Origin of the sequence: Paenibacillus sp. FSL M8-0228 (assembly GCF_038007385.1) — a bacterium.
Taxonomy (GTDB): Bacteria; Bacillota; Bacilli; order Paenibacillales; family Paenibacillaceae; genus Paenibacillus; species Paenibacillus polymyxa_D.
The window spans coordinates 2,653,860-2,668,116 of record NZ_JBBOXA010000001.1 but is presented as its reverse complement, the minus strand read 5'-3'; the positions used below and the strand labels follow the sequence as shown (position 1 = coordinate 2,668,116).

Below are 14,257 nucleotides of genomic sequence, written 5' to 3'. Positions count from 1 at the left end.
TTTTAATTAATCCGATTAATTTTATGTGATTATAATAATTATACAATTACGTTACTCTTTTAATTTATTTCTGTCAATTTGTCCAAAATTAAAAAGCCCCTCTCTCAGTCGCTATCGACCAGAAAATACCGTTATTTCGGTTAATTTCATGAGAGAGGGTAACGTTATTCATCAATCATAACTGAAAATTCATTCGCTCCAAGCCCCTTTCAGCGAACGAATCGGCTTCGTCTGTTCCGGTTGATCGGGTCTAATTTTGGTTGGCTGTCTCGGCTTCATTTTTTTCACGAATGTAAGTGGAGAATAATTCAGGATTCACCACTTTACGCAGTAAATGCATCGTCCCGTCCCCTGTTCCATGGTCAAAAGCATGGATACGTTCATATCCCCAACGCTCGTACATGGATAGCAAATAGGGATGCTTTTCTGCAGTCGCCAGTGTTACTGCAGGAGCTCCCACCTGATCACGTATAATCGTTTGCTCTACCCAATTCAACAATTTTTTCCCATATCCTTTGCCCTGGGTAGCCGGGTCTACAGCAAACCACATCACAAACGGTAGATCGGTTATAAAATTAAGGGCTCTATTTTTGAGATGGCTAACGGTAGCCTGAATGACACCGTCTACTTCCAGCACATAGCAATCATTATTTTTAATATTTTCTTGAATGAGAGCAACGTCTGCCTGAGCGGCAGGCCATCGAAGCCCCAACTGCCGAATTGTTTCATACGCCTCATACGTCACATACTGCAATCTTTCTGCGTCCTCTTGGAGTGCCAGACGATAGATTTCACTCATACTAACCCGCCTCCTTATAGTGTTTTTATAAAACGCGTGAACCACTATATAATTATTCCTATCTATTTAATCAGATATAAAAGTTAAAATAACTGTAGCATGCTCACCATCCAGCGACAAATTAATTTTTTCTATAACTCCATTTAAAATAACAATATCCCCTCGAAAGAGGGGCATTCGGTAAATCAAAGTCAACGCAAAAAAGCCCGAAAGCCGGGCTCCTTTACTTTCTTGACGAATAAAATGCTGTCCATGCCTCAGGCATTTTCAAACACAACATGTTTGCAGTGTTACTCCGCAGGGGCAGTAAAGCTGCGTTTGGCAAACTCGCTGTCCAGCATATAAAAGGCGTTGCTGTCTCTTTCAATGCGTTTAAGCTTCTGGATAACACTGTCGAACAGCGCTTCTTCCTCGACTTGCTCATCAATAAACCATTTCAAGAAATGGATCGTTGCATGCTCACGTGCATCGAGGGCCAAGTCAGCCAAATGATAAAATTTTTGCGTGTTTTGCTGCTCATGCTTGTAGCCATGCTCAAATACGTCCAGCATGGAATCGTAGCTGTTCTTGGGCTCTGGTAATGCAGCCAATGTAGCACGTCCTCTACGGTCATTAATGTATTTATACAGTTTCATGGCATGAAACCGTTCCTCCTCAGCTTGTACTAGGAAGAAGTTTGCAAACCCATCCAGACTTTCACTGGAGCAATAAGCAGCCATCGCCAGATATACGTGAGCGGAGTAAAATTCAAAGTTCATTTGCTCATTCAGAGCCTGTGCCAAATTGTCATTCATGTCTCAGGTCACCTCGGTCATGTATGTAATGATGTAACGATCATAGTGTACCACGAATCCGATCACAAAAAAACGGACGGAAATGAATCCAGTTCAGTGCTCTCACATTCCGCCCGCGATTTCCACACTCAGTTCGCAATCAAGGCTCCAGGCCCCAAACACGTTTGTCGTTTATATACAAAGGTGCTTTGTCCCAATCCGTATAAGAGGTCTTGGTAGAATCATAGGAAAAATCATCACTTTCGTTATAGTCGCTCCAGTCCGTCTTGTTCATGCGAATTTGAATATCTCCTGTATTTTCCCCTGCTGCCAGACTTCCCGCACCAGCTCCAAAGGAGATCTCCAGATAATAATCTGCACCTGTAACGGCCTTATCCAGTTTCACAAAACGTCCCTGAACGTTACTACTACCCAACTGTGCATAGTCACAATGGAATTCCTGTGACTTGTCGCCATCTACGGTATAGTAGTATCTCAGCTTAACATTTTTCAGTTCGACAGCCTCTTTACCCTTGTTTACAACACGGAACAGTGGCCGAATCTGGTTATCTCCCGGATTAGTGTCGCCCACGCGGTATTGGGCAATCACGTCTCCCGTTGCTGGAATGGGAGCTGCCGTAGGCTTAGCACTGACCTCGACAGAATCCGGGCTGGTTCCTAAAGAATTTGTTGCATTTGCTACATAATAATAAGTGGTTTCATTCAGCACTCCTGTATCCTTGTAAGTGCTGTCTGTTACCGTTGCTACTGTGGTATAAGGACCACCACTGGTTGTCGAGCGCTTGACCGTATAGCTATCGGCACCCGTCGCTTTGCTCCAAGTGAGTGTAACCTGAGCATCCCCTGCGTTTGCCTTCACATTTGCCGGAGCTTTGGGAGCTGTCGGCTCGGTTGGTCCACTACCGTTAATGAGACGGTCATACTCAGCATAAGCCGTTGCCATATCGACTTGGGACCAGAAACGGTGATACGTAAATTCTGGAGCACCTTTATCCCATTTTTTGGTCTGATTGTTCCAAGAAGTCGTGTATTTATCTTTAAGATAGGACCATTGCGGATCTTTAGTGATATTAGGCCGGATATCGCTATAGCTGGAATAGGTACCATTGCCGCCCTTGGACGGGTCAGAAGCGGTAGCGTCTGTGCCAGGGATCGTGTTGCCTTGTCCAGTCTTACCACTCCAGCCGTTCGGGATATACACTTCTTTAGTAAAATAACGATAATAATCCTCGCGAGCTTCCTTCGTTGTAATACCTATACCATCGTTATAACCCCATGCAGCATCAAGCAAAGCTTTAGACAGATCCTTAGCTTCCTTGCCTAACTCGGAATAGTCTCCTTTTTCAGCTTTCGTTCCAGCAGCAAAGAAAGTAAGTGCTTTAACATAGCTGCCCAGTACTCCGGCATCCTGCCCCGGATTCTTTGTTACCACATGGAGATTGGTATTCCCTTTATGATTGGCAAATCCGCTCCAGGTTTCAGGCTTTCCACTCCACTCCAGATTGCTCGGCAGCCAGAATTCGCCTTTAGCTGCTGTAGTAGCCACTTTCGGATTTTTGCCACCCAGAATACGCTTGCCTTGTGCATCCAAATAATATCCCTGCACGTCAGTCACAGGCCGTTCGTTGGCAAATACATAGTTCTTGGACCATGCGATCCAGTTTTCCGTCACTTGTTTAGCCATTTTAAACTGCTCGGACGAAGTATCCCCTTTCTTGGCTAAAATGTAGTACAGCTCGGCAACTCGCTCGACAGGCCAAGCCTGCATCCCGAACCAGTTATTCGACGGTGGATCGTTATATACAGGAGCCCCTGTATAAGCCATGCCATAAAAGGTACTTGTGCCAGATGGATAAGCCTTGTAGGCACCATCCCAGCTATTCGTCGCTCCGCCTGCAATGGCCCCCTCATCGGATTGCAGCCAAGTATAAAACTCCAGTTGGCGCTTCAGCGAGGTCGCCCAATCCTGTCCCGCCGTTGGTGAATTCGGTATTAATCCACCATCTTGGTTGGACAACGCATATGCTGCGACGACATTTTGGTAGCCCTGATGTGCATGGCTGGCACCAATACGCCAAGCCCAGTTGCCGCTTTGGCCAAGTCCGCCGCCCCAGGATGTATACCATGCCATCAGATAAAGACTGGCATCCTTGCCCGTACCAGCAATTGGACTTCCATTGGAAGCGCTTCCGGTTTTCTGGAAGTATTTATCGTACATGCCGTAACGCAAAAAGTCTCCCATCTTTTTGGCTTTATCCAAATATACGGAGTTGTCATATCCCAATTCCTTAGCCCAGTACATCGCTTGAACTGCCCGTGCATCTGCATCGGTGGCATTCGTGTAACGCCATTGCTGAGCCGGGGCATTATTTTCCTTGGTGAACAAGCTCATAAAGCCTTCATTAGGCTTGCCAAACTTTTGATTGTCTTGCGATGGATGTGGTACAACCTCCCAGACCGATTCCTGTTCCCCGCGCTGGAAGGTGTTTACATAGGCTGCTGTATGCGACGGATTCAGAAGATTTCCGAAACCGTACCAATTATCCACGTCCAACAACCAGTGCATCAGATAAGTCTGGTTGTTGCCATAGGTTGCCTTCAGCTCAGAGTCCAGTGGATCCTTGCCAGCACCATACTGACCACTTAGGCGGCTTGGGTACTGATCCGGCTGCGAATATTCTGCTGCATAAGTGGCGGGGCTGTTCGGGTTATAGTTACTCATTGTCGGTTGCTCTTCCTTACCGTCGCCTTCATTAACAGGAATGATATATTTCTCCATGTTGTCCCACGCGGATTCCAAATGCCCCCAATCCCCGGTATAATGACCATACAGTACTTCCAGCCACATCCAGTAGCTGTACGCTTCCGAAGTCGTTAAGTGTCCGTAATCCGGAGCCTCGCTCATGAGCGTTTCAACGGAATGATAAGGTATGCCTTCTTTTGAAAAGTATCCGCTAGCCGGATCCTTCAGCTGTTTATACAATTGTAGAAAGCGTGTCGATTCCGGTGTTGTAGCTGATGCACGGTCGGGTTCTGCCTGAAATAAGCCCAAGGTTAACGGAAGTACCAAAATAGCTGACATGACCATAGAGACAGATTTCCTGAACACGGATTTTCTGCTGATCACTTTGCATTCATCCTCTCCATTATCAATTTTGACTTTACACAAGATTTTATTCCGAAAAATGACAGCACAAAAAGACAGCACCATCACCTCACTTTCCCATAAAAAAGGTGGAGGACACGCTGTCTATTGCTCCAAATGCTTCGCATTGGCCCTGGAAAAAATATACCACACTAGGCGCCAAATGAGAGTCGAAAAATTATATATGTTTAGAGTTTCACAAGGAAAATTGACGAAATCAATTGGAATCGGTACTATTTCACAGGGAGGCGTTAAAACATGAAAATTTTGCTATTGCTTGGTTGTATCGTGATGTTTTTAGCCGTAGCGCTTGGAGCGTTCGGCGCACACGCATTGAAAAAGAGACTTTCCGCAGACATGATGAGCATATTCCAGACAGGAATTCAATATCAAATCGCTCATGGACTGGGTTTGCTGCTGCTTGGAGTTCTTGCTGACAGACTTGTCCATTCTTCTCTCATCGTAACCGCAGGCTGGGTTATGCTGGTGGGTATTCTCCTATTTTCCGGTAGTCTGTATGCCCTTAGTATATCCGGTGTGAAAAAGCTTGGAGCAATCACCCCCATTGGCGGGTTGGCTTTTTTGGCAAGCTGGGTCATTGTGATCGTGGCGGTTGTGCAGGGTTAAACAAGGGTAAAGAAACAGAGACTTGGAAAAGGAGGCGCTTCCAAGTCTCTCGAATTATTAACGTAGCATTCCTGAGTATTATGATAGAATACATTATTTCGTCTGCACTTGTTGCGCTTTCTGAGCGGCTATCCGGTGTCCTTCGATATAACGTCTGGATTCAGCCATCTCATGCTCCTGAGCAGCTTCCATAATAATATGAACCCCCGGCTTGTACTGCTCCAGCAGTTCCATGTAGAGGCCATAGTTCATGTCTCCAAAACCCGGCGGCACCGTCTCAATTTCACCCGACGATGACAAACGCCGGTCTTTGGCATGCGCAGCGATAATCCGGGGGCCCAGCAGTTGGAAAGCTTCCCGAATGATCTCATCCTGCTGCGCCATATTTTCCGTTTTCAGCAGATTACCAGGATCAATCACAACACCGATGTGTGAAGAGGGCACTTCCTCCAGAAAGGTAGCCAACTCTACGGCAGTTCCTACCAAGTGATCGTTTGCAGCTTCCAATCCTACGAATACGCCCCACTTCTCCGCTTCATCTGCTAATTCACGCACTACTTCCCTTACAACTCTCCAGTCACGTTCCGTATAGGCGGTACCATCCTCATTACGTCCCACTTCAGCTGCAACCATGGGTGCTCCTAACAGACCCGCATATCGGATCAGCTCTTTAAAGCGCTCTACATTTTCACGCAGCAATTCCTCATCCTGTACAAAAAAATGCAAATAGCACCCGAGCACCGATATGGAAACACCATGCTTACGAAATTCTTCTGCGATAGACAGTGCCAATCCCGGATTGAACTTACCCGGTTTATTAAAATCCACATCACTGATCGCTCTCCACGGAGCCAGCTGAACATGAGTAAAGCCCGCTGCGCCTACCTTTGCAGCCAATTCGCGATAAGGCAACTTGCCAAACAAATGTGCCAATACACCTACTGTCACTAAAATTCACCTCTTATTTTTATTTTTGTATGCTACTTGTTACCGTAATCTGCTCCAAGGTCTCATTGATGATGTGCGTAATCCGCTCCACTTCATCATGAATAAAAAAGTGTCCTCCCTCAAAGGTAAACATACGAAATTGCTGATCCGTATGCTGTGCCCATGCCTCTGCATCTTGTAAGGTCACCGTGTTATCGGTCATTCCCGTCAAAGCGGTGATAGGACAATGTAAAAGTGCGGCTTTAGCCGTGTACTTATACAACTCAACAGCTTTGAAATCCGCTCTTAACACGGGCATAAAATAGTCGTATAATTCCTGATTGTCAAAAATCGCTTCCGAAAGCTGACCGTACCGCTGCAAATGCGTCCTGAACTGATCTGCGGGCAGATCGTGTAACCACGAGGAATTTCTTGGGACATGCGGTGCCCGTCCACCCGAAACGAACAGATGAGCAGGCTTGCCATATCCACCGGCCACCAGCTTGTAGTACAGCTCGAATGAGATCATCGTCCCCATACTGTGGCCGTATATGGCATAAGGATTGCCGGGGGCTATCTCTTCGCTGATCTTGTGCATCAGATCCTCGCTCATCTCCTCAATGCTTTCCTTTAGCGGTTCCCCAGAACGAATACCCCTGCCCGCTAATTCCAGTGGAACAAGCTTAATCTGCGGAAGTAGCGACTTTTTCCATTTGAAGCTGACCGACGCCGATCCGCCTGCATATGGGATGAAAAATAATGTGATAGGTGCCATTCTTGCAACCTCCTGCCTTGCTAAGTTCTAACTTTTTCATTTTAGCATAAAAAGGTATATTTACCCATTTCAAATATTTTGCAAATCCCAGAAGAAAGGTTGAGAAAATCAAGCGCATTTTACATAAAGAGGGGAATATCTTCCTAAAGGAAGAACGGCTTCATGTTTGAATATAATCATGTATTGGGCCTTTTATTTTTTCAAATCGAGAGGAGTTCTGCGCCATGAAGTATGGTTTCTTCGATGATGTCAATCAAGAATATGTCATCCACACCCCTCAAACCCCTTATCCTTGGATTAATTATTTAGGTAATGAACGATTTTTTGGACTGATTTCCAATACAAGTGGCGGCTATGCATTTTACCGGGATGCTCGCTTACGTCGCTTAACACGTTACCGTTACAATAATATTCCTGTCGATAACGGTGGTCGTTATTTTTATATTTATGATGATGGGGATTATTGGACTCCAGGCTGGATGCCGGTCAAACGGGAGCTGGAGCAGTATGAATGCCGCCATGGACTTGGTTATACCTCAATTATGGGAGAACGCAACGGTATTCGAGCCACGCAGCTGGCTTTTGTACCCCTATCCTTTGACGGCGAGGTCCATCAGGTTAAGCTTCAGAACACATCATTACAAACCAAAAAGATCAAACTCTTTTCGTTCGTGGAATTTTGTCTGTGGAACGCCTATGACGATATGACCAACTACCAGCGCAACTTGAACACGGGCGAGGTTGAGATACAGGACTCTGTCATTTATCACAAAACGGAATACCGTGAACGCCGCAATCACTATGCTTTTTTCTCTGCTAATCGTCCGCTAGCGGGTTATGATACAGATCGTGAAGCTTTTCTGGGACTCTACAACGGATTAGATCAGCCTCAAACGGTCGCCGCTGGGCAAGCCTCGAACTCTATTGCCAGCGGATGGTCCCCTGTCGGATCACATTGCATTGAGATCACGCTGGAGCCAGGCAAAGAAACAAGCTGTAACTTTATACTCGGTTATGTGGAAAATCCCGAGGAAGAGAAATGGGAGTCCCACGGTGTTATTAATAAAAAACAGGCACATGCCATGATTGCGCAGTTTGCGGATGAAACCGATGTAAAACAAGCTTTGAGTGAACTCCGAGCCTATTGGTACAATCTGCTGTCCAAGTACACCCTTCAAAGCCACGACGACAAGCTGAACCGAATGGTAAACATATGGAACCCGTATCAATGCATGGTTACATTCAATATGTCACGTTCAGCTTCGTATTTTGAATCTGGTATCGGACGTGGTATGGGCTTCCGGGATTCAAATCAAGATTTGCTCGGTTTCGTCCACCAAATACCGGAGCGGGCACGGGAACGGATTATCGACATTGCCTCTACTCAATTTGAAAACGGCGGAGCTTATCATCAGTACCAACCGTTAACCAAAAAAGGAAACCACGAGGTTGGCGGTGGCTTTAACGACGATCCGTTATGGCTTATTGTCGGTACCGCAGCGTATATCAAAGAAACGGGAGACTTTGGCATACTGGACGAACAAGTGCCCTTTGACGGAAATGTAGAGCGTGCGGCTACGCTGTTTGAACATTTGAAGCGTTCTTTTTACCATGTAATAAATAATCTTGGTCCGCATGGTCTTCCACTCATTGGCCGAGCTGACTGGAACGATTGTCTGAATCTCAATTGTTTTTCCGCTACACCCGATGAGTCCTATCAGACAACACAGAATTTGGAGGGCCGAGTAGCTGAATCCGTGTTTATCGCCGGACTATTCGTATATACGGGACCGGATTTTATTGAGCTCTGCAAGCGCAGAGGTTTGGATGAAGAAGCGTCCACAGCTCAAGCCCATGTGGATCGTATGCGAGCAGCTACATTGGAGCATGGTTTTGATGGGGAATGGTTCTTACGTGCGTATGACCATTATGGAGACAAAATAGGAAGCAAGGATTGTGAGGAAGGTCAAATTTTCATTGAACCTCAAGGTTTCTGTGTCATGGCAGGAATTGGTGTTGAAGAAGGCTTGGCACATAAAGCTCTCGATTCTACACGTGATCGACTGGAAACTCCCTACGGCATCGTGCTGCAACATCCATCTTATTCCCGTTACTACATCAATCTGGGCGAAATCTCATCTTACCCTCCCGGGTATAAGGAAAATGCCGGTATTTTCTGCCACAATAACCCGTGGATTATGATGGCGGAAGCCGTAATAGGACGTGGAGATCGCGCTTTTGAGCTATATAGCAAAATTGCACCTGCCTATCTGGAGGACATCAGCGACATTCACCGCACCGAGCCGTATGTGTATGCACAAATGATTGCGGGCAAGGATGCTGTTCGTGAAGGCGAAGCCAAAAATTCCTGGCTGACGGGTACAGCGGCATGGAACTTTATAGCTATTACTCAATCCATCCTCGGTATCCAGCCGGAATGGGACGGTCTGCGTATTGACCCGTGCATTCCTACAGCCTGGGACGAATTCATAGTCACCCGCGTCTTCCGTGGCGATACCTACGTGATCCATATCACGAATCCACAGCATGTCTCCAAGGGTGTAGCTACGGTTACTGTAGACGGTACCCTCCTTACGAATAATATTCTGCCGGTTGCAGCGGACGGGGCTATCCACCAAGTAAAAGTGTTACTAGGCTAACAAGTTCATGGCCTTCAAAAAAATTAGCTTCAACTTCATCACATAGTATCTTATAATACGAGAATGGCTAAAGATACATTAAGTGTGGTGACATCATGAACAAGACAAAACGGCTTACTCAAACCATGGATTACAAAACAAAGCAAGCCCACTGGGTACGCAAAATGTTATTACTGTATTGGATGATTATAGCTGTACATTTTATCGTCCAGCTGGGCAGCTACTTATTTCTTGATTACGCCGCTTCGCCTTATGAATTTTACGTCGGAACCCTGATTGTTCCTACGCTAATCATGAGTGGTTCCAACTTACTGGCAGAGTTGGCTCATTTTAAATTTAACAGGTATTCTTTTGCGATCCTGTTTATGGCAAGCACCGTCATTTGCTGGATGATTATTCGCCTAAATTATGATATCCGGATTATTCCTGCGCTATGTTTGTTGCCTATTTTCTCTTCTATTCTGTTCTTCAATCGTCGCTTAATATGGCTTTCCTTTGTATTGCAAGTGGTCGTCTTTTTTCTGTTGCTGGCAGCAGATGGATCATTCCGCAGCTATTTGTCAGACTTTGATATTGTGGCGATTCCAACCTTTTTGATTATGTCCACCTTTCTTGCTCTCATTATTCAGGCCAGCGGCCGCGATTTGTTAGTGGATTTGTATAAAACAAAGCGTGCCCAACAGGAATTAATGATCAGTAATGCGATTATCAGCAAAATGTCAATGACTGATGGTTTGACAAAGCTGTACAATCATTTGTCCTTTCAAAACTTTTATGAAAAAGCACTCGAATATGCTGAACAAGGAGCGATCATCCATCTGGCGTTAGTGGATATTGATAATTTCAAGAAAATCAATGACAATTACGGACATCAGTTCGGTGATAAAATTTTGGAAGGCATCTCTCAAATCATTACAGAGCAAATTACAGCGAATGACATTCCGGCCCGCTATGGCGGTGAAGAATTTGCTATTTTGATGTTTGAGCATACTTCTGAGGAAGCCTATCAGATCGTTGAGAATATCCGGCGTGAAGTAGAGAATATGACCTTTCAGGAGAAAATGCAAATCGTTTCCGTAACCGTTAGCATTGGATTAAAAGGCTATACCGAGGATATGAACAAAGACAAAGATGTATTTTTCCAGGAGACAGACAACTATTTGTATCAAGCCAAGCGCTCCGGGAAAAACAAAATTGTTGCTCTTAATCATACCGCTTAATGTAAAAACGCTTCATTTGATGAGACTCCGGCTTGCCGGAGTTTTCTTGTATATAGAGCTCAAAATTTAATAGAGTTGACAACTCCATAAGTTGAAACTAAAATAGTTACATATGTATTGGTTATTTACTTACTAAAAATAAGTCTAAGGAGATGATTTTTGTATGCCAACCCTCGTTATTGTCGTTCACCCTGATCTTGCGGAATCTCGAATTAACAAAAGATGGGTGCAAGAACTCAAGAAACAATCCGGCGTGACCGTTCACAACCTGTATGAAGTATATCCGGATGAGCAAATCAATGTCGCCCAGGAGCAGGAACTGCTAGAGCAGCATGACCGTATCGTTCTGCAATTTCCTTTTTACTGGTACAGCACTCCTTCCCTACTGAAAAAATGGCTGGATAAGGTTCTAACCTACGGCTGGGCTTATGGGAGCGAAGGTGGCAAGCTACAGGGCAAAGAGTTGTTGATTGCCTTGTCTGCTGCCAGTGTTGAGGAAAACTATCAACATGACGGACGGAATAGGTATACGATCGAAGAGCTACTGAGACCTCTGGAAGCTACAGGCCATATGATTGGTGTCAAATTGCTCCCTTATTTCGTACAATATGGTGCTGCAGTACTGACCGATGAGCAACTAGACCAATCCGCACAAAAATACGCGCAAACAGTTATTTCTTAATTTTTTACTAGAAAGCCCCTTGGACGGCGCCTGTCATACCTGCTTTACAGCAGACGGCAGCTCCAACCAAGGGGCTTTACTGATTGATTACATCGTAACCAAGGTACTGGTTACCTGTGCCATGCTTTCTTTAATAATGTCGCAGCCCTTACGCAAGTTTTCCAAGCTTATCGTTAACGCTGGCATAATTTTAATTACTGTATCGTTACGCCCAGCACGCTCAACAATGAGTCCCCTACTAAAGCAGAGAGTCGTTACCTCCTTGGCGAACGCTTCTCCCAGATGAGATACATCAATCCCCCAGATCAATCCCATGCCGCGAATTTCAATAAGAGGATCTATGGATTGGATTTGTTCACGCAAGAACTGCTGAACAAAAGCCTCTTTTTCCTTCACTTGTGCTTCCAGCCCTACCGTATCTCTGAACTCAAGCGCCGCCTTTGCCCCGACGAAAGCAAGCTGATTTCCACGGAAGGTGCCGTTATGCTCACCTGGACTCCATATATCCAATTCTGGCTTGAGCAGCAATAGAGACATGGGCAAACCGTATCCACTGATCGACTTGGACAAAACAACCATATCAGGAACGATTCCCGCCCGCTCGAATGAGAAGAACGAACCAACTCGACCGCAACCGACTTGAATATCGTCCACAATAAGCAAAATATCATGATCATCGCACAACTGTCGCAAATCACGCAGCCATTCGGTATCTGCAATATGAATGCCGCCTTCAGCCTGTACCGTTTCCAAAATGATCGCGGCAGGCTTTTCCACACCTGAATGGGTGTCTGTTAAAAGCTGCTCCATATACAAAATGGTATCCATTCCGTTAAATGTGCTGTTATAAGGTATAAAGGTAACATTGTTCAGGGGAACCCCTGCGCTCTCTCGCATGGAGGTGTTGCTGGTAATCGATAAACTACCCAGCGACATTCCGTGGAACGCACCCATAAAGGCAAAAATACCATTTCTGTTTTTCACCTTGCGTGCAAGTTTCAGTGCTGCTTCCACCGCATTGGTTCCGGTCGGTCCGCAAAATTGCAGCTTATAATTCAAGCCCTTGGGCTGGAGAATACGCTCTGAAAAAGACTCCATAAACTCTTGCTTGGCCGTCGTGTACATATCCAGACCATGCATAATCCGATCGGATGTCAAATAATCCAATAACCGGTTTTTCATAAAATCATTATTATGCCCATAGTTCAAAGCCCCTGCCCCGGCAAAAAAGTCAATGTAACCCTTGCCTGTCTCCGTGTACAGTACATCGTTTTTAGCTTTGTTGAATACAACTGGAAAACTTCTGCAATAGGATCTTACATTGGACTCCAGCGCTTCGAATGTGTTCATGATCTCTCGTCCTCCCGCTGACCTGATTTTAAAAACATACAAGCATGGAAAGCAAAAAAAGTGTAAATATGTAATCTAAATGAGAAGACAGTCTGAATTCACAATGGGATATCCACACCAAAGAATCATGAGTACGATTACAAGAACAATTAAAGTACTAAAATTAAATACAGAGATAGCACATGAGAGTAGATTAGTAGAAGATTAAATAGTGGGTTTTTCTAAGAGGCCTATCAGAGGATGTCAACTCCTATGTAATAAAATACCATAATTTTCATTTAAGTCAATGCATGTTTCTGAGGTGTTTTGTTAAATTTTTGTAATTTATCATCAGCGGCTTGTAGTATATTGTTAAAATAAAACGAAAAATGTCGTATTATAGTGATAAATCTCAAAAATAGTACATTTCCATATCAAATAGATATACATCTGGACTAATTGTCCACAGGATTGTCACAACAAACCTGATCTTTTGACAGACTGTCCAAAGGAGTTTACTCTATCAACAGAACCTGTCAAAACTTGTTGTAAACATTGCAGTTATCCTAACTATTTGGCTCGAATTTGATAGAAAGATAAGGAAATATGATCATGTCTAATGTTTTGATTATTGAAGATGACAATATGCTGGGAGATACCCTTTCCTTGTATTTAACAGGAGAAGACTACAACGTTACTCGAGTGGAACAAGCGTCTGAGGGTATTGCAAGGCTTAAGGTCGTACAGCCCGATATTATTTTGCTGGATCTGCTGCTTCCAGATTTGGATGGCGTGAATCCCTGCCCACTGATACGCAAGCATACGGACGTCCCCATCATCGTGATTTCTACAGAAAACAACATATCAGAGCGCATTCGTACACTTACGTTGGGAGCAGATGATTATATTTGCAAGCCTTTTAGTATGCAAGAGCTAAAAGCACGGATGGAGGCTCTTTTTCGTCGTATTGAAATCACGCGCTTACAAGGAAGTGGCAGAGCACCTGAACCTGAAACGGGCATTACTTTGGATCTAGCGAGAAGAATGATTACCGTTAACGGACAAAATGTGGAGACAACATATTCAGAATTTGAGCTTATGAAGCTTTTTTATTTGAACCGAGGAATTGTATTCAGCAGGTATGCTTTAATTCAGGCTCTCCGTGGCACAGACTCCTTTATTAACGAGAGGGCCGTGGACGTACATATTAACCATTTACGCAGAAAAATCGAAAAAGACCCTAAGAAACCGCAATTGATTAAGACCATCTGGGGAATCGGCTACAAATTTATGCAATAA

Annotated in this window: 11 protein-coding genes; 5 read left to right on the top strand and 6 right to left on the bottom strand. The window is 44.7% G+C overall.

All coding sequences use genetic code 11. The features are described from left to right. Positions 1-250: 250 nt before the first annotated feature. The 3 genes from MKY98_RS12240 to MKY98_RS12230 all read right to left on the bottom strand — a co-directional run bounded on the left by MKY98_RS12240 (position 251) and on the right by MKY98_RS12230 (position 4,720). A complete protein-coding gene (locus MKY98_RS12240) occupies positions 251-799 on the bottom strand; it encodes a GNAT family N-acetyltransferase (protein WP_029515029.1) in 549 nt (182 codons plus the stop codon). Positions 800-1,089: 290 nt separating this feature from the next. Continuing rightward, positions 1,090-1,593: a ferritin gene (locus MKY98_RS12235; RefSeq protein WP_039275069.1), complete on the bottom strand. Its 504-nt coding sequence runs from the start codon at positions 1,591-1,593 to the stop codon at positions 1,090-1,092. A gap of 139 nt (positions 1,594-1,732) precedes the next feature. Beyond that, positions 1,733-4,720, bottom strand: coding sequence for a glycoside hydrolase family 48 protein (locus MKY98_RS12230; protein ID WP_029515031.1), 2,988 nt, complete (start codon positions 4,718-4,720; stop codon positions 1,733-1,735). Between the two features lie 276 nt (positions 4,721-4,996). Here MKY98_RS12230 and MKY98_RS12225 point away from each other — a divergent pair, with 276 nt between their 5' ends. Then, positions 4,997-5,365, top strand: coding sequence for a DUF423 domain-containing protein (locus MKY98_RS12225; protein ID WP_069011139.1), 369 nt, complete (start codon positions 4,997-4,999; stop codon positions 5,363-5,365). A 93-nt stretch (positions 5,366-5,458) separates the two neighbouring features. On the opposite strand, the gene MKY98_RS12220 is transcribed toward MKY98_RS12225, so the two are convergent. Then, entirely contained in the window at positions 5,459-6,313 is an 855-nt protein-coding gene (locus MKY98_RS12220; protein ID WP_039275066.1) for a sugar phosphate isomerase/epimerase family protein, read from the bottom strand. 19 nt (positions 6,314-6,332) lie between these two features. Then, a complete protein-coding gene (locus tag MKY98_RS12215) occupies positions 6,333-7,067 on the bottom strand; it encodes a thioesterase II family protein (protein WP_069011141.1) in 735 nt (244 codons plus the stop codon). 224 nt (positions 7,068-7,291) lie between these two features. Between MKY98_RS12215 and MKY98_RS12210 the strand changes: the two genes are divergently transcribed. The 3 genes from MKY98_RS12210 to MKY98_RS12200 all read left to right on the top strand — a co-directional run bounded on the left by MKY98_RS12210 (position 7,292) and on the right by MKY98_RS12200 (position 11,629). Beyond that, on the top strand, positions 7,292-9,727 hold the full coding sequence (locus tag MKY98_RS12210) for a GH36-type glycosyl hydrolase domain-containing protein (protein ID WP_069011143.1): 2,436 nt from the start codon (positions 7,292-7,294) through the stop codon (positions 9,725-9,727). A 95-nt stretch (positions 9,728-9,822) separates the two neighbouring features. Beyond that, complete coding sequence (locus MKY98_RS12205; RefSeq protein ID WP_029515039.1) at positions 9,823-10,947, top strand: GGDEF domain-containing protein; 1,125 nt, start codon at positions 9,823-9,825, stop codon at positions 10,945-10,947. A gap of 163 nt (positions 10,948-11,110) precedes the next feature. Continuing rightward, positions 11,111-11,629 carry an NAD(P)H-dependent oxidoreductase gene (locus tag MKY98_RS12200; RefSeq protein WP_029515040.1) on the top strand — a complete coding sequence of 173 codons (519 nt, stop codon included), beginning with the start codon at positions 11,111-11,113 and terminating at the stop codon, positions 11,627-11,629. An 87-nt stretch (positions 11,630-11,716) separates the two neighbouring features. Here the strand turns inward: MKY98_RS12200 and ectB are convergent, their stop codons facing one another. Next, on the bottom strand, positions 11,717-12,979 hold the full coding sequence (gene ectB / locus MKY98_RS12195; protein WP_029515041.1) for a diaminobutyrate--2-oxoglutarate transaminase: 1,263 nt from the start codon (positions 12,977-12,979) through the stop codon (positions 11,717-11,719). Between the two features lie 591 nt (positions 12,980-13,570). Here ectB and MKY98_RS12190 point away from each other — a divergent pair. Beyond that, a complete protein-coding gene (locus MKY98_RS12190) occupies positions 13,571-14,257 on the top strand; it encodes a response regulator transcription factor (protein WP_029515042.1) in 687 nt (228 codons plus the stop codon).